We start from the raw sequence: 24,096 nt of genomic DNA, 5'->3' as shown, positions 1-24,096 counted from the left end.
TGTCGTTCCGGGGAATAAAAAGCGCATTGTTATGCATAATAAGCCAAACGGTTTCAGGAGGTAAAAGATGCTAAATAAAGTGATACTATGGTCAATGATCGTCATCCCATGGCTTTCGCTTCTATTGTTGAGACGAGACGTTGTTAAACGATATATGCCTGTAGCGATCTTCACCTCTCTGTTAATGACCATATATAACGAAATCGCTTTTACGCAAAATCATTGGCAAATTAAGGTGAAAATAATTCCGCAGCTCGTTTCTATGGCTCCATTCGTATACGGCGCTTTTATCCCGCTGGTCATTTGGATTTTCTGCTTTACCTTCCATCAATTTTGGTTGTATTTAATAACGAATATCGGTTTGGACCTGTTGTTTGCCTTTCCGGTCGATTACTTCTTCCAGGCTCGAGGGATATACGAACTGGTCAACATCACCCAAACTCAGCGGTTTATGCTTTTTGTGACGCTCGCGATCGTGATATACGGGTATCAACGTTGGTTGGAGAGTGTTTTGAAAAAAGCGGAACACCATGATAAAAGCATGTTTGATATAGATCCCAGAAGATGGTTTGGCGCAAGAGAGCGTACAAGGTAGCCGCCACAACGCGGTGCGACCGTTAATGACGGTGTTTCAGTGTGTAACAAATGTTTAGCAACCGGATGTTCTCGTAAGGGGACGTCCGGTTTCCGTTATAAGAATAAGAGAAAAAAGGGGACATACAATGGCTGACACCTACGTTTACACTAAGCGCGAGGAAATCGCCAACGCCGTCACGCACGGCGTCGGAGCGGTATTCAGCATCGTGGCTTTGACGCTACTCATTGTTTTCGCCAAATTGAAGGGAACCGAATGGCACGTATTCAGCTATACCGTCTATGGGGTAACGATGCTGCTCCAATATACTTCGTCGACGCTGCTTCACGCCTTCCCCGAAGGCAAAGTGAAGGATCTGTTCGAGAAGCTCGATCATTCCTCGATCTATCTGTTCATTGCAGGCTCGTATACGCCGATTTTATTGACCGCGATGCGCGGTCCGCTTGGTTGGACGTTGTTCGGAATCGTGTGGGGAATGGCGGCGGGAGGAATTGTATTCAAGGTGTTTTTTACAAAGAAGTTCTTATACACTTCAACGTTTATTTATGTCTTTATGGGCTGGCTCATCGTATTCGCATGGGGGCAGCTAAGAGTCGTCTTGAGCGAAGAGAGCATCCGTCTGCTCGTTGCGGGAGGACTATTTTATACGTTGGGAACCGTCTTCTATGTATGGCGCGGATTTCCGTTTCATCACGCCGTGTGGCATTTATTCGTGCTCGCCGGATCCGCGCTTCATTTCTTCGCGATTCTTTACATGCTTTGACTGGGTAATTTTTAGAGAAGGGGGAAAAAATATCGCGAATCATTACATGCTGCAGAGGAAAAAATGGAAAGCTATAACGGATGTTCGTTGACGTTTGTCCGAAAAGAATAGAAGAAGTTTTTTCTTGTTCCATGTGACTTGCTCGCGCAAGGGGGTTTGAAGACATGCCGTACATATTCGAAATATCCGCTATCATCTTGCTCATCGCCGCAACCGCATTTTTCGTCGCCACCGAGTTTGCCATCATCAAGCTTCGGCCGAGCCGCATCGACCAGCTTGTCGCCGACGAGAGACGCAACGCCCTGTCATTGCGCAAAGTGACCACCAATCTGGACGGCTATTTGTCCGCTTGCCAATTGGGGATCACGATGACGGCGTTAGGGCTTGGCTGGCTCGGAGAACCGACAATCGAATCGGTGCTGCACGGCGTATTCGTCAACGTTCCGCTGCCTCCGGGCGTTACGGATACGGTGTCGTTCGTGCTTGCTTTCGCGATTGTTACTTTCCTGCATGTGGTGGCCGGCGAGCTGGCGCCGAAGACGCTGGCCATCCAAAAAGCGGAGCCGGTAGCTCTCGCCACCGCCCGGCCAATCATTGCGTTCTATACCGTCATGTATCCGTTCATTTGGTTTTTGAACAGTTCCGCCACCTGGCTGGTCCGCCTGTTCGGCCTTCGCCCTGCGAGCGAACATGAAGAAGCGCATTCGGAAGAAGAATTGCAAATCATTCTTAACGAAAGCTATAAGAGCGGCAAAATCAATCAAGCCGAGTACGGTTATGTGAGCCGCATCTTTGCCTTCGACGACTTGGTCGCGCGCGAAATCATGGTGCCGAGAACGGACATGTTTTGCCTGTATGCCGAAAAGCCGCTTGAAGAGAACATCGCGATCATGAAGCGCGAGCAATACACCCGTTTCCCCGTCGCCAAAGAAAACAAAGATCAAATTATCGGCTTCGTCAATACGAAGGAATTTTTCTTGGGCTTGGACGACGACCCGAATGTGAAGCTGGAGTCGTTCATACATCCCGTGCTGACGGTTCCCGAAATGACTCATGTGCAAAGACTGCTGAAGATGATGCAAGCCAAGCGCGAGCATATGGCCCTCCTGACCGACGAGTATGGCGGCACATCGGGTTTGATTACGATTGAAGACATCCTCGAGGAAATCGTGGGTGAAATTCGCGACGAGTTCGACGCGGAGGAGAAGCTGGAAATCGAGTCGCTCGGCAGCGGCCGGCTGCTGGTGGACGGCAAAGTTTCCTTGACGCACCTCAGCGATTTCTACGGAATCAGTATCGATTACGAAGATGCGGATACGATCGGCGGATGGCTATTAAGTCAAATGACGGAACCGAAGAAAGGATCGGAGATCCAGTACGAAGGGAATAAGTTTATCATTCGGGAAAAGGACAGGCATCGAATCCGCAGGGTGGAGATCGTAATCGACGCTACTGACGGCGAGCCCAATTATGAATCTCTTCAATAACCGGCTTTAACGCGACCCCCTTGTCGGTAAGGACATATTCGATCCGGACCGGCGTTTCAGGATATACGTAACGCCGGACCACTCCCGCTTCCTCCAGCTCTTTAAACCGTTCGGACAGCATCCGGTCGCTCACCCCCGGGACTTTGTCCGCGACTTCCTTAAACCGCCGGTGTCCATTCAACAGTGCATGAATAATTTGTCCGGTCCAACGTTTACCCAACAATTCGAATGCTGACTCCAGTTTCGGCGATATCTCTGTATCCTGCTTCAGCATCGGCCGACCCTCCCGTTTCAAGCGCCCTGCAAAGAAGGGCAACGTGTTGTTCCGCCAACGGCTTCACCTCTTCGAAGCTTTGGCCGAAATGAATGCAATACGATATGAATCCGTGCAGCGCCATGAACAAATTCCACGGCAATGTAAATTGCAGATGTTCCCGGTTCGGATGCTTCGTTACGGCATCCCTCACGACTGAAGCGAACAAATCCAAACTTTTCGCCTGCTCGCTGCGGGAAAACCGCTGAAGCTCGCTGTCGCGTATGAGGAACATTATCTCGTAATGATGCGGGTTCTCCAGTCCGAAGCGGATAAATTCGAACATGAGCTGTTTCAGCGCGTCCATGTCCCGCCTCTGTATACGCAATAAGAGTTCGGATTGCTTCGAGATCAATAGATTGAAATCTTCGACGACCAATGCATAAAACAAATCCGCTTTATCCTGAAAATAATAATAAATCGAACCGTGACTATACCCGAGTTCTTGCGCGATCTTCCGCATGGACACGGCACGGTACCCATGCGTTACAAACAACTCTCTCGCTGCAAATAAAATGCGCTCCCTGCTCAGTTCTTGTTCAACCGCTCTTCTGGCCACTGTCATCCCTCCTGTTTGTATAATTATACGGTATGACGCATTAACGCTTCAACACTTTTTTGCGTAAACGCATTAATGCGTTATTTTAGCGAGGGATTTCTTCATGCGTGCGGTATTCCGGTTCCAACGTCCGAACGATGCCTTGCCCTTGTGTCAAATCAGTCATCCAGGCGATAAAACGCTCCGCATCTCCCGACACCGGCATACATAAAATCGTAACTTTATCCGTAAATCGGGTATCTTCTACAAGCACACCTCTCCCTCGAAGCTCGTTATCGACCTTTCCGTGCCACGTATAGTCGATTTCCACTTCAACCGGCGTATGCAGGACGCGGTATACAGGCTGCGCTGCGGCCAACCCCGCAACCGCTCCGTCGGTATATGCCCGTACGAGGCCGCCCGCACCGAGCATAATGCCGCCGAAATACCGGGTTACGACTACGACGACATTTTTTAGCTGCTGGTTTTTGATCACTTCCAATATCGGCTTGCCCGCCGTTCCGCTCGGTTCCCCATCGTCGGAAGCTTTCTGATGCTGGTCGCGCTCCCCGACGACATAAGCCGAACAGTTATGGGTGGCCATGCGGTGACGTTGTTTGATCTCCTCGATGAAAGCGGCGGCTTCCTCTTCCGTCTCGGCCCCCTTGGCGTAACCGATAAATCTCGACCGCTTGATCACGATTTCAGCTTCTCCGTATGAGCGGACCGTCTTGTAATAAGGCAGCATGCTGGCATCTCTCCTCTTGTGAAAAAAGCAGCCCACCGTATTCGATGAGCTGCGTGTCGTTAATATTATGCTATAACATCAGAAAGTTAAAGTTTTATGACAAACACGCCTTTCTGATGTTGCAAGAAAACTTCCTCTAATCGCCGTCTTGCTTTTAATCTTACATATCGCGCAGCCGGGCTTCCAGCTCCGCCTTCTTCGCTTCGTAGCCAGGTTTGCCGAGCAGCGCGAACATATTGACTTTGTACGCTTCCACGCCGGGCTGGTCGAACGGATTGACGCCTAGCATGTAGCCGCTGATGCCGCACGCCTTCTCGAAGAAGTAGACCAAATGTCCGAACGTGTAGGGCGACAGATCGGCGAGCGTGACCACCGTGTTCGGCACTCCGCCGTCCGAATGAGCGAGGAGCGTGCCCTGGAACGCTTTCTTGTTCACGTAGTCGATCGTTTGCCCGGCAAGGAAGTTCAATCCGTCCACATTGTCCGGATCGGTCGGGACGGTCAGTTCGAGCGGCACTTTGCCGACTTGGAGCACCGTCTCGAACAGGTTGCGGGCGCCTTCTTGGATGAATTGGCCCATGGAGTGCAGGTCCGTACTGAAATCGACGGCTGCCGGGAAGATGCCCTTGAAGTCCTTGCCTTCGCTCTCGCCGTACAATTGTTTCCACCACTCGGAAACGAAGTGGAGGCTCGGTTCGTAATTGACAAGAATCTCGATCGCTTTGCCTTTGCGGTAGAGGGCGTTTCTTACGGCTGCGTATTGGTAGCTTTCATTTTCTTCGATGCTCGGGTTTGCGTAGAGCCGCTGTGCATCCGCCGCGCCGGCCATCATCGCTTCGATGTCGACGCCCGCGACGGCGATCGGCAGCAAGCCGACGGCGGTGAGCACGGAGTATCGTCCGCCTACGTCGTCCGGGATGACGAACGTCTCGTAGCCTTCGGTGTCTGCGAGTTTCTTTAATGCGCCTTTGCTTGCGTCCGTCGTTGCATAAATTCTCTTGCGAGCTCCCTCTTTGCCGTATTTTCGCTCGAGCGCTTCTTTGAAAATCCGGAACGCCACCGCCGGCTCGGTCGTCGTTCCCGACTTGGAGATGACGTTGACGGAGAAGTCCTTGCCTTCCAGCGCTTGCAGCAGCTGCGCCATATATGTAGACGAGATGTTATTTCCTGCATAAAAAATGTTCGGCGCGTTGCGGGTTTGTTTATCCAGATGCGCTCCGAACTGGTGCGTCAGCATTTCGATTGCGGCGCGCGCACCCAAGTACGATCCGCCGATGCCGATGACGACGAGCGCGTCGGAGTCGTCTCTGATGTTGCGCGCCGCCGCTTGAATGCGTCCGAATTCCTCTTTGTCGTAGTTGGTCGGCAGTTCCACCCAACCGAGATAGTCGGAACCGGCTCCCGACCCGTTGTGAAGCATGTCGTGAGCGAGACGAACCGCACCGGCCGCATAATCCAGCTCGTGCCGCCCTACAAATGGAAGCGCGGGTTTATAATCGTATCTAACAGGCATAGTCACGTATGATCCTCCTCCGTAAGGTTCTTTCTGAATCTTTTTCAAGCATACTGTAACGCTTTGTTACATTGCAAGTATTCGGACGGCCCGCCGTTCACCCCTCTTTCGTCTCACACGCTTTTTGTTAGTTCGCCTCTCTCTCTCTCTCTCTCTCTCTCTCTCTCTCTCTCTCTCTCTCTCTCTCTCTCTCTCTCTCTCTCTCTCTCTCTCTCTCTCTCTCTCTCTCTCTCTCTCTCTCTCTCTCTCTCTCTCTCTCTCTCTCTCTCTCTCTCTCTCTCTCTCTCTCTCTCTCTCTCTCTCTCTCTCTCTCTCTCTCTCTCTCTCTCTCTCTCTCTCTCTCTCTCTCTCTCTCTCTCTCTCTCTCTCTCTCTCTCTCTCTCTCTCTCTCTCTCTCTCTCTCTCTCTCTCTCTCTCTCTCTCTCTCTCTCTCTCTCTCTCTCTCTCTCTCTCTCTCTCTCTCTCTCTCTCTCTCTCTCTCTCTCTCTCTCTCTCTCTCTCTCTCTCTCTCTCTCTCTCTCTCTCTCTCTCTCTCTCTCTCTCTCTCTCTCTCTCTCTCTCTCTCTCTCTCTCTCTCTCTCTCTCTCTCTCTCTCTCTCTCTCTCTCTCTCTCTCTCTCTCTCTCTCTCTCTCTCTCTCTCTCTCTCTCTCTCTCTCTCTCTCTCTCTCTCTCTCTCTCTCTCTCTCTCTCTCTCTCTCTCTCTCTCTCTCTCTCTCTCTCTCTCTCTCTCTCTCTCTCTCTCTCTCTCTCTCTCTCTCTCTCTCTCTCTCTCTCTCTCTCTCTCTCTCTCTCTCTCTCTCTCTCTCTCTCTCTCTCTCTCTCTCTCTCTCGTCGGTTCACACGCTTTCTGTTAGATGGTAGAATGGAATTATTTGATAGCGGAGGTGTCTTTATGCGCGCAGTCGGTTTCATCGGTTTAGGAACCATGGGGTTTCCGATGGCGGAAAATTTGCTGAAGAAGGGTTACAGCGTCATTGCTTATAATCGAACAAGCTCCAAAGCGGAGAAGCTTGCCGGACTTGGGGCCGAGACGGCTTCGACGCCTCGGGACGTGTTGCGCGACGCGGATGTTGTCATTACGATGCTTGGCGACGACCGGTCGGTCGAAGAAGTATACTACGGTTCCAACGGGATATTCAGCGGCATCCGGCCGGGCGTTACCGTAATCGACAGCAGCACGATCTCGCCCGGACTGGTTCGCAGAATCGCAAGCGATATGGAGGATCATCTCGCCGATTTCTTGGATGCTCCGGTAACAGGCAGCACACCGGCCGCCATTGACGGAACGCTGCTGTTTATGGTCGGCGGAAAATCCGAAGCGCTGGACGGTGCGCGGGACATATTGTCGGCCATGGGCAGAAAAATCATCCATATGGGCGTTTCCGGCTCCGGAGCGTACGCGAAGCTGGCGCATAACGCGATGGTCGGCATTCATGCGGCGGCGCTTGCAGAGGGACTTTCGATTGCGGCGAAGTCGGGGATCGATCCGGAGAAGTTTTTGGAAATCGTTCGCGGAGGCGGCGCAAACAGCCGTCAAGCGGAGCTGAAGGGCGACAAAATATTGGATCGCGATTTCAGCATTCAGTTTTCATTGAAATTCATGCTTAAGGATTTGATTCTCGGCTCGGGATTGGCGAACGATTTAAGCGTGCCGGCGCCTATGCTCGAGAACGCGAAAAGCCTGTTTCAGATGGGTTACAGCAAAGGGTTGGGCGACTTGGACTTGAGCTCGGTCATTCAATGCTACGAGGACTGGATCGATCTGAAGGTGGAGCGGCGGAAAGCGGATGATCAGGCGGCGGCGTCCTCGACTGCGGGCGCGGGTGCCGCCGGGGCCGATGCCGGAGAGCAGGATCGGCGCAAAAAACCACGGGTTCCGATCAATATCGATCTTCAAATTTCCGTGTATCAGTGGGAGCAAGAAGGAGCATTCTCCGGACAGCAAATCGACGCGCAGATGTATGACTTATCCGAAGGCGGGCTGCAGATCCGTTCGAAATTTCCGCTGGCTGCCGATATGTTCGTCGTCATCCACTTCCCGCGCGAAGCGGAGCTGCCGCCCATCACCGCCAAAGTGATCCGGGTGACGAACGACGGGGACATGTTCCGGTACGGCTGCATGTTGTCGGGACTGCCGCCGTACGTACGATTGAAGCTCGAAGATTATTTGCGGCAGAAAGCGGCGGCGGCGGCGGATGTGAGATAGGCCTATTCAACGCCCGAGAGGAAATAAAAAGCCCGTCCTCCCGTCGCTAGCCCCAATAGGGCTGCGGAATGGGATGGACGGGCTTTTCTTTGGCGTTATTCTCTGAAGACGACGAACATTAAGTCATTCACAACGTAAATCTGAGAATTCTCAGTTTTCTTCACGCCGGAAATGGTAATGCCGTAGCTTCCAGATTGCCGCAAATCGCTTGCTTGGATAACCAATGAAGCCGATTGATAAACAGAAGATGTTACTGTTGCAGGCGATCCTCCGGCAGGCGTTATTGTGACCGTTGCTTGACTAAAGTCGAGCGTACCGTTCACTGTGTTGCTTCCTACAGTATCGCTAAGCCGTACTACTAAATAACCTAGGTCAGAGTCAAGAACGATTGCAGGAATTACATATTGATCGTTTCCATTCTTGGCAAGAGGACCGTATACGCTTTGCGTAACGGATGCGTCACCCGATGTAAGGGCGCTGTAAACGTTCATCGTTACTGTCGGGAATGCGTTAACCGTAACATTGAAAGTGGCTGTCAATCCGCCGTACGTTGCCGAAACTACCGTGCTGCCGTTCGACACCGCGGTCAACAATCCGTTGCTTTCATTAACCGTCGCTACGTTCGCCGCACTGCTGGTCCACGTTGCCCAATTCGTCACATCCGCGAACGAACCGTCGCTGAAGTTGGCCGAAAGCGAGAACTGATAAGTGGCGCTCGTTACGGTTACAGAACTGTCATACACCAGCCCGGTTACCGTAGCCGGCGGAAGAACAGTTGCCACTGTGATCGTATACGTTTTCTTCGTAATTCCGTTGGCAGCCGTTACTATCACTTTATCTCCTGAGGCGATGGTTCCTGTTTTCACCGTAACTCCGTCACCCTCGAATACTTGGAATGCCGCTGCGTGAGCAGGGGTCAATCCCAGTTTGAAGGATTCAACTGGCGTTCCGGCAGGAACATTGGAGATGGAGCCGGTCGAATGGTTTACCATATAGATGCTCGAATCTACCGTAGCCACATTGACTTTCGGACCGCGAGCTTCCGTCTCCGTGCCGAACAATTGATTGATCTCGGTAAAGGAAACGCCGGAATCGCTCACCGTCATTTCAAATACGGCCCAGTAACGCTCGGAGCCTTCTCCGGCGGGTACGCGATACGTACGAACGGGCTCCGTGCTGTTTCCGCGATATACTCTTACCTCGGCTCCTGATGTTCTTGTAGTTTGAGAGCCGGAATAATGATGAACATAGAAACGATAAGTACCGTTCACATCATGACGGATGGTTGTCGTTTCCGGTCCATATGAGCTGACGTCATCAAGATCTAAATCATCATATAGAACCGAGTTATAAAAATACTTTTCGTTGCCATACCACGTATGGAATTCATCCGCAGCGTCCGGCCGAGGGCCGACCAAGTGAGAATCCAAATCCCGTGGATTTTCGCCCCATACAAGTACGATGCGTGTTTCTTCCGCAGCGGCGATACGGATCGCAGTCGCGTTTTCGGACATATTATACGCATTGGTTGCCGCTACGCCGACTAAGTACGTTACTATGAATCCATCTCCCGAAATTTCGCCGGTGTAGGAACCAGGAGGAAGCGTTACTTTGTAACGGCCGTTGGCATCCGTAGTCACAGCAGAAACAACCGGTCCAACCGTACTGCCGATACCTGCTCTGAATTTGATAGTCATTCCGATAACCGGTCGGTGGTCGACGTCGGTAATCGTACCTTCAAAACCGGTAATCGTTATTTCCGCTGTTTTGGAACCGAGGAACTTCGTTGAGCTCGGAGCCGGTGCAACCGTTATCTTCAACAATTTCAAAGCATGTTGGTCCGCCGGAAGCGATTTGAAAGTGAATTTCTGCTCCACGCCGTGATATACCAAATCTTCTAACTGATAAGCTTGTCCGTTTAATGTTGCGCTTACGTTAAAGTCGCCATGTAGCGCATCTGTTATCGTGCGGTTAAATGTTAATCCGATTGCGCCGTTCGAAACGGTAATGTACCGCAGTTGATTGCTATTCTCAGAAGGTTCCGATTGGCCAGGCCCTTCGACTCCTTCGCCTAAGTGAACTTGATTCGGCATGCGCTCGAAGCTCGTTCCGGAAACATTAATTTGTGCGTTCTCCACAATACCGGTTCCCGTAATTGCGGCAATCGCGTCCAAGACCAAAGAAGCAATTGTGGCATTACCCAAGTCAATGGCAGCATTGGCCGCTTCAGCTCTTACATTAAGAGCATTAACAAATCCGGAAGGGATGCTCACCGCGATATTTGTGGCGTAAACATCTACCGTTTCAAAAGTACCTCGCAGCGTGACAGTAGAGTTCGCAGGCATGTTGTTTGCAAGACTTACATTTTGGAAGCCGCCCAGCGTAAGCGTTTCGGACTCTTCAAGAATGACATCCGATTGGAGCGTTACCTGTTGAACGGTCGTTTCGCCTTCCACAACCAGGCGAACCGCTCCGGTCCGCTTGTCTACGATAATGCTTACCATTACAGTATCTTGAAGATGTATACTGTTCTGACCGCCGCCGCTTACTACGGTTTGTCCGTTAACAGTAACTTTTTTCAGTGTGACGTCACCTTCACCGATCTGTTCGCCTAACACGAGATTACCGGTAATGACCGTATTCTGCAGAACGACGTCCGCAGCTTCGACATAGAGATTACCGTCGATTTTAGCCGTTCCGGAAGCAGGACCGAATGTGCCCGCTTTAGTTACTGTGAAGCTTCCCGTGTAAGTTGAAGCGTCAATCGCAGACAAAGCAGTCGCTTTACCTACGAACGTTTTTCCTGTATCCTCACCGTTATAAGAAAGCTTGTAGGTTTGACCGACGGTTTGAGGGCTGGTAGTTAAAACTACCGTATTCGTCCCAGCCTTCGCTTCAGCGTTTACAATCGACAAGCCCCCGTCAATGCCGAACTCTTTAACATAAACGGTTTTTTTAATGTCTGCATTCAAAGTAACTTCAACCGTACTGTTATCAAGAGCTTGTACCGAATCCACGGTAAACTTCTGGCTTCTGTCACTCGAAGGAATGGTAGACGGCGTTTCATTAGCGGTCTCCTCGAGCTTTTCGCCCGCAATCTCCTTTGCCTTCTCCACAAACGTCGAACCGTTCGTCTTAAACTCGTAAGCAAGACGCGCAAGCGCTTGACGTTCGGCGTATTCTTTAGGACTGAACTTCAGTGCGCCTTCCGTCTCAACGCCATTAATAAAGCCAATCTTGAAAGCGAGCGATACATGAGCCTTCGCCCAATCCGAAACTTCGTTCAGGTCGGCCAACGTAGCGTCGGCTTCCAATTTCCCGGCAGTTTCCTCCAAACCCATTGCCCGAATGAAGAAGACCGCAAGCTCTTCACGGGTCACTTTGTTCTTTGGAGAAAATGTTGTAGGTGAAGTGCCTTGAGTAATTCCGGACTCAACTAATGCACCTACATAACCACGGTGCCAGGCATTAGCTCCGACGTCTTGAAAAGAAGCCGCTTTTTCCGGATTTTCCTTCAGACCCAAGGATAAAACGATAATTTTGGCAAGCTCCGCGCGAGTTATAGCATCGCGGGGCCGGAACGTGTTATCCTCGTAACCGGATATGATACCGGCGTCGGCCAAAGCCTGAATTTCTTGTTGCGCGTAGGAATCGGCTGTGTCTTTAAACTGTGCGGTTTCAACGCCGAATGCCGTCAATGGCATCAGCAGCGTGCACAGCAGCGAAAAGACGAGCAATAAGCTGAGCCTACGTTTTCCTGCTCGTGGATGCATTGTACTCTTCCTCCTAATTATGTAGTTTTCAAAGTGCATGAAACGATATTCCCAGACCTCAAGAACTAATTCTGGAAAAGCACCTCCAGAAATGGAGTATATATTAAATTGCGTGGGATAACCACTACAAAAGTCCCATATCATGTCATTTTTCGATAATTTTATTATCTTTCTTTCACTGAATTCGCATATATTAGGTTAAAATTCGACAAATATCTGCCATTTTCCTTTATAAAATAGGTATATATCAGCAATTGACTTACAACTTATGGCCCACTAATGAGCTGCGGTAGAGTAGGTAGTGTGATGTGTAAGTGCGGCATAGTGCCGGTACGGTCTGTAGAACTCCGCTCATCGCCGGTAGACCTTGCCATCGCTCCAATAAGGTCAAAAATTGACCCTATCTTTCCGAATAAGGTCAGTTTTTGGCCTTATTTCTTCTCTTGCGGCTATTATCTGCGCAAATAGGCTCAGTTTTTGACCTTATCCACTCTGAATCTTCTATTTCCGAAGCTCAAATGAACTTGATAGGGTCAATTTTTGATCCTTTCGCAAACAATAGGGTCAATAATTGACCTTACAGGATGATCTCTCTCCCCATTCGAGTTAATTCGTAGTAACGTATACGGAGCTTCCCGGCGTCAACGGGCTTCACAAGCTGCTTATCCAGCAGTTCTTTAAGTATTCGTACCGTCGTATTTTTGCTGACGTCCAAATATGCGGAGATTTCCACCGGTGCAATCGGCGCTCCTTTCATCCGTGCAAAACGAAGCAGCTCTTTTTCCTTCAGCGACAACTTCGCTCCTTCATGTTTACCCTCGCGTCCCCACACGATTTGCCGAAGCAGCTGCTGAGCTTGTCTAGGCCGATATTTAATCACGTCGGACGAATAATGTACCACCGTCCATCCGTCCGCAATCAGATGGGAGTCCCGGAGCAAGTTGTCGGCGTGGACCCATCTGTCCACATCTCTGATATGAGGGTTAAAACCGTCCGCTTCCAATACGAGTTTCGTTGACAACGGCTTATATGCATGATCCAGATAACGTTTGCCGTCGTTGTAATCGCGCACTTCATACTCAGGGTGTAAATCGTCGAAACTTGTGAACGCGGGCCACCATATGTTTTTCAGAAAAAGCTTCTCCAAATAGTCGTGGCCTTCTTCCAGACGCTTCAGACGGTCGCCGGTTCTCCTCCGCTTGTGCGACTCCAACCACTCTTTATGCGCTTTCTCAAACTGCTCCACTTGTTCCTTGTTCATCACAGGCACATCCTTTCGATTGTTGATCTCGAATAACGGCAACAAAACTTTAATCGCGACAGCTTCAATAGAGCGGGTCCGCCAAAAAAATACGCCGTCCGCCCCATATCAGGGCGAACGGCGTGTGCTTCACGCGTGCGTGATGTTTAATTTACTTCAACAAAGCTTTCACTTTCGCGGCGATGTTCGCAGCGGTGAAGCCGTACTCTTCCACTACCTTCGGACCCGGCGCGGAGGCGCCGTATGTCGTGATGCCGAGCACGTCGCCGGCGTCGCCGACGTACTTGTGCCACCCGAACGGGGAGGCCATCTCTACGGCGAGGCGCGCCTTCACGTCCGGCAGCACAACCGAGTCGCGGTACTCGCGCGGTTGTGCATCGAACAGCCCGGGGCTAGGCATCGAGATCACGCGGACGTTGATGCCTTCGTCAGCGAGCAGCTTCTGCGCGGCGACGGCGAGCGACACTTCCGAACCGGTCGCGATGATTTGCGCGACAGGCTTCACGCCGGCTGGTGCGTCCGATAGCACGTAAGCGCCGCGCGCGAGTCCGTCGCGTGCGAGCTCCGTCGTGCCTGCAAGCACGGGCAGGTTTTGGCGCGTCAGGATGAGCGCGACCGGCTGCTCTTTCTGTGCAAGCGCGTAGCGCCATGCCGCCGCTGTCTCGTTCGCATCTGCCGGGCGCAGCACGGTGATGCCGATCATCGTGCGGAGCGCCGGCAATTGCTCGACCGGCTCGTGCGTCGGGCCGTCCTCGCCGACCGCGATCGAATCGTGCGTGAACACGTATACGACCGGAAGCTTCTGTATGCCGGCAAGACGAATGGCCGGGCGCAAATAGTCGGAGAACACGAAGAACGTTCCGCCGAACGGGCGCACGCCGCCGTGCAGCGCCATGCCGTTCATCGCCGCGCCCATCGCGAATTCGCGCACGCCGAAGTAGACGTTGCGGCCGGAGTAATCCTCGGCGTGGAATGTGCCCGTATCGTTCAAGTGCGTATTCGTCGACGATTCCAAGTCGGCGGAACCGCCGAAGAACGCAGGGAACTTCGGAGAAATCGCGTTCATCACTTTACCGGAAGCGGCACGGGTCGCAAGCGGCTTATCCTCGGGCGAGAACGCCGGAATGTCCGCGTCCCAGCCGTCCGGAAGCTCGCCGGCGAACGCCTGCTCGAATTGCCGCGCCAGCTCCGGATGAGCCGACTTGTATTTGGCGAACAGCTCGTCCCATGCTTTCTGCGCCGCCTCGCCCTTCGCCTTCAATCCGGCGAAATGCGAGCGCACTTCCTCGGGGACATGGAACTCTTCATGCGGCCATTGGTACGCTTGCTTCGTCAGCTTCGCTTCATCGGCGCCGAGCGGCGAACCGTGCGGTCCCGCGTGGCCGCCCTTGCCCGCCTTATTCGGCGAGCCGTATCCGATGACCGTCTTCACCTCGATCAACGTCGGCATGTCGCTCTTCTGCGCCGCCGCCAAAGCCCTGTTGATCTCGGGCAAATCGTTGCCGTCCTCCACGCGCAGCACGTTCCAGCCGTAGCCTTTAAACCTGTCGGCCACATGCTCGGAGAACGCCAGGTTCAAGTCTCCGTCCAGCGAAATATCGTTCGAATCGTACAGAACGACCAATTTGCGCAGCTTCAGATGCCCCGCAAGCGAAGCGGCCTCGCTGGAGATGCCCTCCATCAAGTCGCCGTCGCCGCAGACGACATATGTGAAGTGATCCATAATGTTGAAGCCGTCGCGATTATATACCGCAGCCGTGTGGGCTTCGGCCATCGCCATCCCGACAGCCATCGCAAGGCCTTGTCCGAGCGGACCCGTCGTTGCGTCCACGCCCGGCGTATGGCCGAATTCGGGATGACCCGGCGTCTTCGAACCCCATTGACGGAACTGCTTGATTTCCTCCATAGGAAGGTCATAGCCGAACAGGTGAAGCAAGCTGTACAGCAGCATGGACCCATGGCCCGCAGACAATACGAAACGGTCGCGGTTCACCCAACTTGGCTCGGACGGATTGTGAGCCATAAATTTGGACCAAAGCTCATACGCCATCGGCGCCGCCCCCATCGGCATTCCCGGGTGGCCGGACTTCGCTTTCTCGATCGCATCGATCGCGAGCGTGCGGATCGTATCGATAGACAATTGTTCCACGGACTTGTTGACAGTTGATGTCACTTGGTTTTCTCCTCCTTGATATGCGCATAAGCGGAAACATTTTGACTTATTGTACCACTGGAGCCCCCGCTTTGCCACCACCAGGAGCGCAACAATACAGTCTTAAAGCTCCCCGCGAAAAGCATACAGCGATTCCAATGGACATCATCTTCCTGTTCAGCGGTGCGGAATGACGCGAAAGCTGCCTGTTCCGATCGAGCCGGTCTTGCCGGCATCGTCTTGAACGGTCGCTTGGACCGTCAGCGTCGAACGCGACTGGTGCAGCACCGTAGCGGTCGCAATAAGCTTCCCGGTGCCGAGCGGCGCTACAAAGTGGACGTTCAAATTTGTCGTCACGGTGCTCTCCCCGGGCCTCGCGCTCATTGCGGCGATCCCCATCGCGTTGTCCAGCAGCGACGAAAGTACCCCGCCGTGAACGATGCCGATGCCGTTCAAGTGATGCTGCTGCGCATCCAACGCGACGACGGCGCGGCCGGGTTCGACGGCTTCCACCTTGCAGCCGATCAACTCCCAGAACGTGCCCTTCGCGCGTTCGGCCAATTGCGCAAACCATGCTTCCCGCTCAATGCTCTCTTTATGCTCCAATCCAGTCCCTCCGTTATTATTAGCGATATTTGGATGGCACCATTGTACCCCGGTATGAAAATGCCCCGCAAGCGCTCGCCTGCAGGGCCTCAACACAAAATAAGGGATATGCACGTACTTATTTTGAAGCACGAATACCGGCCGAGGATGCACTAAGGGATTTTTGGCCGCTTATTTTATCGGAAAATGCCCGAAATTGTGTGAATGCGAAGAAATAAGACCTTCAAAATCCCTTATGTGCTAATGATGTGACTGTTATGCAGGCAAATAAGTACGCGAAAGTCCCTTAAACTACCGCTCCTCCTCAGCCGCGGCGGCGGCGTCCTCCTCGGCGATGCGGGCGCGCTCCTCCTCGATCAGCGCGCGGCGCAGCACTTTGCCGATCATCGTCTTCGGCAGAGAATCGCGGAACTCGTACAGGCGCGGAACTTTGTAAGATGCGAGCCGCTGCCTGCACCACGTCTCAAGCTCCGGTCCCGTCAATTCCGCCCCGTCCTTCAACACCACATACGCCTTGACCGTCTCGCCGCGGTATTTGTCCGGCACGCCCGCAACGACGCCTTCCTTGACGGCCGGATGCTCGTAAAGCACCTCTTCGATTTCGCGGGGATATATTTTGAACCCGCTCGCAATGATCATCTCTTTCTTCCGGTCGACGATGGAGCAATACCCGTCCGCATCCATCTTTCCCATGTCGCCGGTGTACAGCCATCCGTCCTTCAGCACCTTCTCCGTCTCGTCCGGCCGGTTCCAGTACCCCGCCATCACCTGCGGCCCGCGGACGATCAGCTCGCCGATTTCACCGGCCGCTTTCTCTTCTCCCGTGTCCGGATCGACGATCTTCGCTTCCGTGTCCGGGAACGGGATGCCGATCGTTCCGATTTTGCGCCGTCCCCAAATCGGATTGGCGTGCGTGACGGGGGACGCTTCCGTCAATCCGTACCCTTCGATCAGCCGGGCGCCGGACAGCTCTTCGAACCGCTCCTGAACTTCAAGCGGCAGCGGAGCCGAACCGCTGACGCACACGTTGACGGACGACAAATCGTATTCGCGGATGCGGGGGTGGTTCAACAGAGCAATGTACATCGTCGGCGCGCCGGGGAAGATAGTCGGCTTCAAGCGGTGAATCGTCTTCAGCACCGTCTCCGTCTCGAACCTGGGCAGCAATATGAGCATGCCCGCGCGAAGCGCCGCTTGATTCATAAGCACCGTCAAACCGAACACGTGAAACAGCGGCAGCGCCGCCAAAAACCTCTCCTTTCCCTCCTCCGCTTTATAGCACCAGTTGCTGATTTGATACGTGTTGGCGACCAGGTTGCGATGCGTGAGCATGACGCCTTTGGCGATGCCCGTCGTTCCGCCCGTGTACTGCAGCAGCGCTATATCTTTTTCCGGATCGACCTTTTCGTCGACGGGGGACGCCGGGGAGCGCGAGAGAAACGTTTTGAAAGATAATACGTCGTCGCTGTAGGGAATATTGACTTGTTGGCCTTCGCGCTTCATTTTGACCGGGTATAACAAGTTCTTGGGAAAAGGTAAATAGTCCGCGATCGAAGCGATAATGACGTGGCGCAGATCCGTGCGCGGCAAAACGGTCTGAACCCGCTTAAACAGCAAATCCAGCGTCACGATCGCTTTCGCGCCGGAGTCGGCGAGCTGGTGCTTCAGTTCGTTCTCTTTATAAAGCGGGTTCGTCTGTACGACAATGGCGCCCGCCAACAGAGTGCCGAAATAGGCGATGACGGCCGGGGGACAGTTGGGGAGCATGACTGCGACACGGTCCCCTTTGCCGATGCCAAGCCTCCTTAAACCGTTGGCAAAACGGTAAGCCGCTTCCCTCAGCCGGCGGTATGTGAGCCTTTTGCCTAAAAACTCCAATGCCGGACGTGACGGATGGCCGTCCGCGGCATCCAGCAAAAATTTCGCGACATTGTGCTTCGGGTAGTAATATGTCGGAGCGATTTCGTCGGGATAGGATGCGAGCCACGGTTTGTACGTTTCCATAACGCTTTCTCATCCCTTTCCGCCGCAGACGGCGTAACAGTATGCATTCGCATTCGCTGTAGGACATTGTTTGCGCCGCTTAACCTTAACCGACGTATTTTTCCGTTTGAATGACGCGTGCCGCAATTTGCCGCTTCAACGCCACCGTATTCACGGGCTGGTAGCGGGAGAGCTTCTTTAGAACGGACAATTGGGTGCGCAGCGTATCGCCTTCGGCCATGGCGGCAAGCGCTTCTTTAGCGATGGACTCGGCGCGGTCGAACGCTTCCTGCACATATACTTGGGTCATTTGGATCGCTGTTTGACTTTTGTCCTCGCCCGCGGCGCCGATGCGTTTCTTTGTGCGCAGCAGCGCGCTTTCTGCAGCGTAGATGAGGATCATGAGGTCCGCCAAGCTGCTCAGCGCCTCCTGCTCTTTCTCCAGATTGACGCCGTATTTTTGCACCGCGATCCCGCCGACCATGAGAAAAATGTTCTTCATCATGTTCACGAGGTGCGTTTCCTGCTGCAGTGTTCCTTCATGCGACGCGGGCGGTGTCAGCGAGAGCAGCTCGCTCTGGAATTGCTGCGCCTTCTGCATGAGGGGAAGCTCGCCCTTCATCGCTTTCTTCAGCAGCGTGCCGGGGATCAACAGCCGGTTGATCTCGTTCGTTCCTTCGAAGATGCGGTTAATGCGGGAGTCGCGGTAGATGCGTTCGATTTTGTATTCTTGCACGTATCCGTATCCCCCGTGGATTTGCACGCCTTCATCGGCGACAAAATCGAGCGCTTCGGAAGCAAACACTTTGTTGATGGAGCATTCGAGCGCGTATTCGGCGATCCCTTTAGCCGATCTCAGGCCCGCGTCTGGAGCGCCGTAGTCCAAGTCTTTGAGGATGCTGTCTATGAGTCCGGCGGTGCGATATACGACGCTTTCCATGACGTAAGTTCGGATGTTCATGTCGGCGAGCTTTTTGCCGATGAGGGGGAAGCTTGAGATCGGCTTGCCGAACTGCGTCCGCGTGTTGGCGTATTTGCTTGCGAGGGTTATGGCTTCTTTCGCTCCGCCGAGGCAGCCTGCGCCGAGCTTGAAACGGCCGATGTTGAGGATGTTGAACGCGATCAGGTGGCCTTTGCCGGGCTCGCCGAGCAGGTTTTCCGCCGGAATGCGGGCGTCCTCGAAGTAGAGCGGCACGGTGGAGGAGCCTTTGATGCCCATTTTCTTCTCTTCGGGACCGGTGGTGAATCCGGGTGTGTTTCTTTCGACGATAAACGCCGAGAAATCCGTGCCGTCAATCTTTGCATAGACGATGAAGACATCGGCGAATCCGCCGTTGGTGATATAAATTTTGCTGCCGTTTAGAATCCAATGCTTGCCGTCTTCGCTCAATCTTGCGGTCGTCTTCGCGCCGAGGGCATCGGAGCCGGACGACGGTTCGGTGAGGCAGTATGCGGCGATCAGTTCGCCGGTGGCGAGCTTGGGCAAGTATTTTTGTTTTTGCTGCTCGGTGCCGAAGAAGACGATAGGCAGCGTGCCGATGCCGACGTGGGCGCCGATCGACAGCGCGAAGGAGGACGCCTTCGCGAGATTTTCGCTGATAACGGTGGAGCTCACCTTGTCGAGGCCGAGACCGCCGTATTGCTCCGGCACGTCCGCCCCGAGCAGGCCAAGCTCGCCGGCTTTGCGCATGAGCTTGACCGTCAGCCCGTAGTTAAGCTTCTCGATTTCTTCGTCGTGCGGGAGGACGTCCTGCTGGACGAAGTCGCGGGTCGTCTCCGCGAACATCATTTGTTCTTCGCTGAAATCTTCAGGCGCGGTGACGAGTTCGGGGGCGACATCTTCAATGACGAAGCTGCCGCCTAGGATACGGTTGTTGTTGGTCATGGGATCGATCCTCTCCTTTGCGGGGGATTACAGATGGTTACTCGGGTGCGGCGGTGTAACGGGAATTTATTCGCTTGCTGCAAACACACACGTATTTCCGTTGTAGTGTGAGTTTTTCCGCTGGCCGTAACCGGAGTTCCTCCAGTTAGGAGGCCATAGTTGACCGAAATTGTGCGCCGTAACCGGAGTTTCTCCGGTTAGGAGGTGATAGTTGGCCGAAATGGTGCGCCGTAACCGGAGTTTCTCCGGTTAGGGGGCGATAGGTGGCCGAAATTATGCGCCGTAACCGGAGTTTCTCCGGTTAGGAGGTGATAGTGGGCCGAAATTGTGCGCCGTAACCGGAGTTTCTCCGGTTAGGAGGTGATAGTTGGCCGAAATTGTGCGCCGTAACCGGAGTTTCTCCGGTTAGGGGGCGATAGTTGGCCGAAATTATGCGCCGTAACCGGAGTTTCTCCGGTTAGGAGGCCATAGTTGGCCGAAATTGTGCGCTGTAACCGGAGATTTTCCGGTTAGGGGGCGATAGTTGGCCGAAATTGTGCGCCGTAACCGGAGTTTCCCCGGTTAGGGGGCGATAGTTGCAGCGGCCACAGCGGCAAGATCGGCCGGCAACCGCCTACTCCGCGCCGTACACTTCAAACACGCCGGCCGCGCCCATTCCGCCGCCGATGCACATTGACACGACGCCGGTCCCGCCGCCGCGGCGGCGCAGCTCGTGCACGAGCGTAGCGGTCAACTTCGTGCCGGTGCAGCCGAGCGGATGGCCGAGCGCGATCCCGCCGCCGTTCACGTTCACCTTCGACTCGTCGATCCCGAGAGCGCGCACAACGTGAACGCACTGCGCGGCGAACGCTTCGTTGATTTCAAACAAATCGACGTCATCCTGCGCGATCCCCGCCATCCGCAGCGCTTTCGGGATCGCTTCCACCGGGCCGACGCCCATAATTTCCGGATCGACGCCGGCAAGCGCGTATGATTTGAACGCTGCAAGAGGCTTCAACCCGAGCGCCTCGGCGCGTTCGCGGCTCATCACCAGCACAGCCGCCGCGCCGTCGCTCATCTGCGACGTATTGCCGGCGGTTACGGTGCCTCCGGCGGCAAAGGCCGGGCGCAGCCCCGACAGCGCTTCGAGCGACGTATCCGGACGAACGCCTTCATCGGTGTCGAACGTAAAGACGCGTTCCCGCACCTTGCCGCCGCCGTCCGCATCTTCCACCTCCGCAAGCCGCGCCGTCATCGGCACGATTTCGTCCCGGAAACGCCCCGCTTCGATAGCCGCAGCCGCTTTGCGGTGCGACTCGACCGCGAACCGGTCCTGATCCTCCCGCGATATCCCAAACCGGCGCGCCACTTCCTCCGCCGTGTGCCCCATGCCCATGTATACTTGCGGCATCGAAGCCACTATGTCCGGATGCGGAGCGGGTTTGAAGCCTGCCATCGGCACGTGGCTCATGCTCTCCACCCCGCCCGCGATCACAATGTCGGCCGCGCCGAGCATAATGCGCTCCGCCGCGAACGCGATCGACTGCAGCCCCGATGAGCAAAACCGGTTAATCGTAATCGCCGGCACCGTCGAAGGATAACCCGCATAAAGCGACATGATCCGGGCGAAGTTCAGCCCTTGCTCCCCTTCAGGCATCGCGCAGCCGATAATAATATCGTCCACGTCTTCCTTCCGCACTCCGACGCCACCGCCGACCACGCCACCGCCGCCGCCAGTCCCGCCTCCGTCGCCGGCCGCAGCACGGTCTATAACCGCGTTCAACACGACGCGCCCCATATCTTCCGCCCGCGTTTGCGCGAGCGAGCCTTTCTTCGCCTTGCCGACCGCCGTCCGGGCAACCGACACGATGACGGCTTCCCTGCGCACATTCGAAAAATAACTCATAACCGGTACACCCCCCTTAATTCCGCAACGGCTTGCCTTTGGCAAGCATGTGCTGCATGCGCGCCTGCGTTTTCGGTTCCCCGCATAGGCTTAAGAAAGCTTCGCGCTCCAAATCGAGCAAATACTGCTCGCTTACCGAAGCGCCGGATGGAACGTCGCCCCCGCACAGCACGTGCGCCAGCTTCCCCGCGATCAGCAGATCGTGATCGCTGATATATCCGCCTTGACGCATCGTATACGCCCCCATCTGAAGCACCGCCTTCCCGTCTCGGCCGACGACGCGAATCTTCTCCTCAGGCGGCAGCGCATACCCGGCGGCGTCGAGCGCGAGCACCATCCGTTTGGCCTCATACACACGGTGCGACTCGTTCACGACAACGCGATCGCCGTCCCGCATATAACCGAGATCGCGCGCGTTCGCGCCGCTCGTCGTCACCTTCGCCATCGCAATCGTCTCGAACGCCTTGTTGATCGCAGGCTGCAAATCGTCCTCCGGAGACAGCGCCGCCGACGAGACGCGAAGCGCCATCTCTTTGCAGCCGCCGCCGGCCGGAATCAATCCGACGCCCGTCTCAACCAACCCGTAATACGTCTCCGCAGAGAACAACACCGCATCCGCCGGCAAACACGCTTCCACGCCTCCCCCGAGCGTCATCCGATGCGGAGCGGCCACGACCGGCTTCTCCAGCCTCTTCAACGCCATCATAGAGTCTTGGAACATCTTGATGATCCGGTCCACCTCATCCCAAGCTTCGTCCTGCGCCTCCATCAACAGCAGCATTAAGTTCGCGCCGACGCAAAAATTGCGTCCCTCGTTCGCGACGACAAGCCCCCGCCAATTGCGGCGAACTTCTTCGGCGCTCTGCGCGATCATCGTCAAAATATCCCCGGCGATCGCGTTGTTCGGCGAATGAAACTCCAAACACGCCACATCGTCACCGATGTCGATCAAGGATGCGCCCGCGTTGGAACGGATCACCCTGCCCGGATCCGACTTGCACTCCCGAAGCGAAATTTCCCTCTCCGACCGCTCCAACCGCGCAAATCCGCCATTCGAAACGTAAAACATTTTGCCCCCGTCGCTCTTATAAAACGTCTCATTCCCCGCAGCCAACCACTCGTCAACCCACGCAGGCACGAACAACCCTTCCGACTTCATCCGCTCCGCGGAAGCACGGACGCCGATCGCATCCCACGTCTCGAACGGCCCGAGCTCCCAGTTGAAGCCCCATTTCATCGCGTTGTCGATGTCGACGACGGAATCTGCGACTTCGCCGAGCTTCTCTGCCGAATACACTAACACCGGAGCGATCACGTTCCATGCGAGTTCAGAGTACTTGTCGCCGCCGCCGAGCAGCGCCTGCAGCTTCGCCCGTGCCCCCTTGGCCGCTTTCGCCGCCTCCAGCGATGCTCCGCCGACCTTCACGCTGTCCGCATACTCGAGCGTTCCGAGCTGAAGCGCCTGAATGACCGATCCCCCGCTGCCTTTTACCTTCTTATAAAAGCCTTGCCCGGACTTCTCCCCGAGCCATCCGCGCCCGACTAATTCACTTATTGCAGGCGGCACTTCGAAAACCGCCTTCTCCGCCGCATCGTTCACGTTGTCGCGGACATTTTCCGCCACATGAATGAACGTATCGAGCCCGACCAAGTCAAGCGTCCGAAACGTGGCGCTCTTCGGCCGCCCCATCGCCGGCCCCGTCACCGCGTCGATCTCTTCGACGGTATAACCCTTCTTCGCCATCTCTTGCAGCGTGACAAGGATGCCGTACGTGCCGATCCGGTTGGCGATAAAATTCGGCGTATCCTTCGCGACGACGACGCCTTTGCCGAGCCGCCGCTCGCCGAACTCCCGAATAAACGCAACGACCGCCGGATCCGTCGCCTCCCCCGGAATCACTTCAAGCAGCTTCATGTAACGGGGAGGATTAAAGAAGTGCGTACCGAGAAAATGCTTCCTAAACTCCATACCGCAGTCCGCCGACATCGCATTGACGGATATGCCGGAGGTGTTCGTGCTGACGATCGTTCCCGGCCGGCGGACGGATTCAATGCGCTGCAGCAGCGATTTCTTGATATCCAGCCGCTCGGTTACGACCTCGATGATCCAGTCCGCTTCGGACAACTTGGATAGATCGCCTTCAATTTCACCCGGCGTGATGTATGCCGCATATGACGGGCGGTATAGCGGGGCGGGGTTCGTTTTGTGCAGTTTGGCGATCGCTTTCTCGGCGTATTCCTTCTTCACGTCGAGCATGAGCGTCGGGATGCCGGCGTTCGCCAGATGCGCGGCAATGCCCGAGCCCATGACGCCAGAGCCGATGACCGCCGCCTTCCGAATCGTAAATGCCATACGTATTAAACCTCCTATATGTTTAACTTTGTTA

The 24,096-nt window shown here is 54.6% G+C and carries 17 protein-coding genes; 4 read left to right on the top strand and 13 right to left on the bottom strand.

Annotated features, from left to right (window positions below):
- Positions 1 to 67 precede the first annotated feature (67 nt).
- The 3 genes from JET16_RS08700 (at position 68) to JET16_RS08690 (ending at position 2,845) form a co-directional block, all read left to right on the top strand.
- Entirely contained in the window at positions 68 to 595 is a 528-nt protein-coding gene (locus JET16_RS08700; RefSeq protein WP_199615443.1) for a hypothetical protein, read from the top strand.
- A gap of 127 nt (positions 596 to 722) precedes the next feature.
- Positions 723 to 1,358: a PAQR family membrane homeostasis protein TrhA gene (gene trhA / locus JET16_RS08695; protein ID WP_199615442.1), complete on the top strand. Its 636-nt coding sequence runs from the start codon at positions 723 to 725 to the stop codon at positions 1,356 to 1,358.
- A 164-nt stretch (positions 1,359 to 1,522) separates the two neighbouring features.
- The gene (locus JET16_RS08690) at positions 1,523 to 2,845 is read left to right on the top strand and encodes a hemolysin family protein (RefSeq protein WP_199615441.1); all 1,323 of its coding nucleotides are present in this window, start codon (positions 1,523 to 1,525) and stop codon (positions 2,843 to 2,845) included.
- On the opposite strand, the gene JET16_RS08685 is transcribed toward JET16_RS08690, so the two are convergent.
- The 5 genes from JET16_RS08685 to JET16_RS08665 form a co-directional block, all read right to left on the bottom strand.
- Positions 2,808 to 3,119, bottom strand: a complete 312-nt coding sequence (locus JET16_RS08685) for a winged helix-turn-helix transcriptional regulator (protein WP_199615440.1) — start codon at positions 3,117 to 3,119, stop codon at positions 2,808 to 2,810. The genes JET16_RS08690 and JET16_RS08685 overlap by 38 nt on opposite strands.
- Entirely contained in the window at positions 3,058 to 3,717 is a 660-nt protein-coding gene (locus JET16_RS08680; RefSeq protein ID WP_199615439.1) for a TetR/AcrR family transcriptional regulator, read from the bottom strand. The genes JET16_RS08685 and JET16_RS08680 overlap by 62 nt, the downstream gene beginning before the upstream one ends.
- A gap of 85 nt (positions 3,718 to 3,802) precedes the next feature.
- Positions 3,803 to 4,444, bottom strand: a complete 642-nt coding sequence (locus JET16_RS08675; protein ID WP_199615438.1) for a YigZ family protein — start codon at positions 4,442 to 4,444, stop codon at positions 3,803 to 3,805.
- Between the two features lie 160 nt (positions 4,445 to 4,604).
- Positions 4,605 to 5,963 carry a glucose-6-phosphate isomerase gene (locus JET16_RS08670; protein WP_199615437.1) on the bottom strand — a complete coding sequence of 453 codons (1,359 nt, stop codon included), beginning with the start codon at positions 5,961 to 5,963 and terminating at the stop codon, positions 4,605 to 4,607.
- 121 nt (positions 5,964 to 6,084) lie between these two features.
- Positions 6,085 to 6,798, bottom strand: a complete 714-nt coding sequence (locus JET16_RS08665; RefSeq protein WP_199615436.1) for a hypothetical protein — start codon at positions 6,796 to 6,798, stop codon at positions 6,085 to 6,087.
- A 22-nt stretch (positions 6,799 to 6,820) separates the two neighbouring features.
- Between JET16_RS08665 and JET16_RS08660 the strand changes: the two genes are divergently transcribed.
- Complete coding sequence (locus JET16_RS08660) at positions 6,821 to 8,164, top strand: NAD(P)-binding domain-containing protein (protein WP_407673111.1); 1,344 nt, start codon at positions 6,821 to 6,823, stop codon at positions 8,162 to 8,164.
- A gap of 95 nt (positions 8,165 to 8,259) precedes the next feature.
- On the opposite strand, the gene JET16_RS08655 is transcribed toward JET16_RS08660, so the two are convergent.
- The 8 genes from JET16_RS08655 to JET16_RS08620 form a co-directional block, all read right to left on the bottom strand.
- Positions 8,260 to 11,937 carry an S-layer homology domain-containing protein gene (locus tag JET16_RS08655; protein WP_199615434.1) on the bottom strand — a complete coding sequence of 1,226 codons (3,678 nt, stop codon included), beginning with the start codon at positions 11,935 to 11,937 and terminating at the stop codon, positions 8,260 to 8,262.
- Between the two features lie 577 nt (positions 11,938 to 12,514).
- Positions 12,515 to 13,198, bottom strand: coding sequence for a helix-turn-helix domain-containing protein (locus JET16_RS08650; RefSeq protein WP_199615433.1), 684 nt, complete (start codon positions 13,196 to 13,198; stop codon positions 12,515 to 12,517).
- A gap of 151 nt (positions 13,199 to 13,349) precedes the next feature.
- The gene (gene tkt / locus JET16_RS08645) at positions 13,350 to 15,371 is read right to left on the bottom strand and encodes a transketolase (RefSeq protein WP_199615432.1); all 2,022 of its coding nucleotides are present in this window, start codon (positions 15,369 to 15,371) and stop codon (positions 13,350 to 13,352) included.
- 156 nt (positions 15,372 to 15,527) lie between these two features.
- On the bottom strand, positions 15,528 to 15,956 hold the full coding sequence (locus tag JET16_RS08640; RefSeq protein WP_199615431.1) for a PaaI family thioesterase: 429 nt from the start codon (positions 15,954 to 15,956) through the stop codon (positions 15,528 to 15,530).
- Between the two features lie 291 nt (positions 15,957 to 16,247).
- Positions 16,248 to 17,960, bottom strand: a complete 1,713-nt coding sequence (locus JET16_RS08635; protein WP_199615430.1) for a long-chain-fatty-acid--CoA ligase — start codon at positions 17,958 to 17,960, stop codon at positions 16,248 to 16,250.
- Positions 17,961 to 18,045: 85 nt separating this feature from the next.
- Complete coding sequence (locus JET16_RS08630; protein WP_199615429.1) at positions 18,046 to 19,824, bottom strand: acyl-CoA dehydrogenase family protein; 1,779 nt, start codon at positions 19,822 to 19,824, stop codon at positions 18,046 to 18,048.
- Positions 19,825 to 20,437: 613 nt separating this feature from the next.
- Entirely contained in the window at positions 20,438 to 21,709 is a 1,272-nt protein-coding gene (locus JET16_RS08625; RefSeq protein WP_199615428.1) for an acetyl-CoA C-acyltransferase, read from the bottom strand.
- Between the two features lie 16 nt (positions 21,710 to 21,725).
- Entirely contained in the window at positions 21,726 to 24,062 is a 2,337-nt protein-coding gene (locus JET16_RS08620) for a 3-hydroxyacyl-CoA dehydrogenase/enoyl-CoA hydratase family protein (protein WP_199615427.1), read from the bottom strand.
- Positions 24,063 to 24,096: the final 34 nt, after the last annotated feature.

Source organism: Paenibacillus alkalitolerans (genome assembly GCF_016482785.1).
Lineage (GTDB): Bacteria > Bacillota > Bacilli > Paenibacillales > YIM-B00363 > Paenibacillus_AE > Paenibacillus_AE alkalitolerans.
This window is presented reverse-complemented; position numbering and strand designations above follow the sequence as displayed.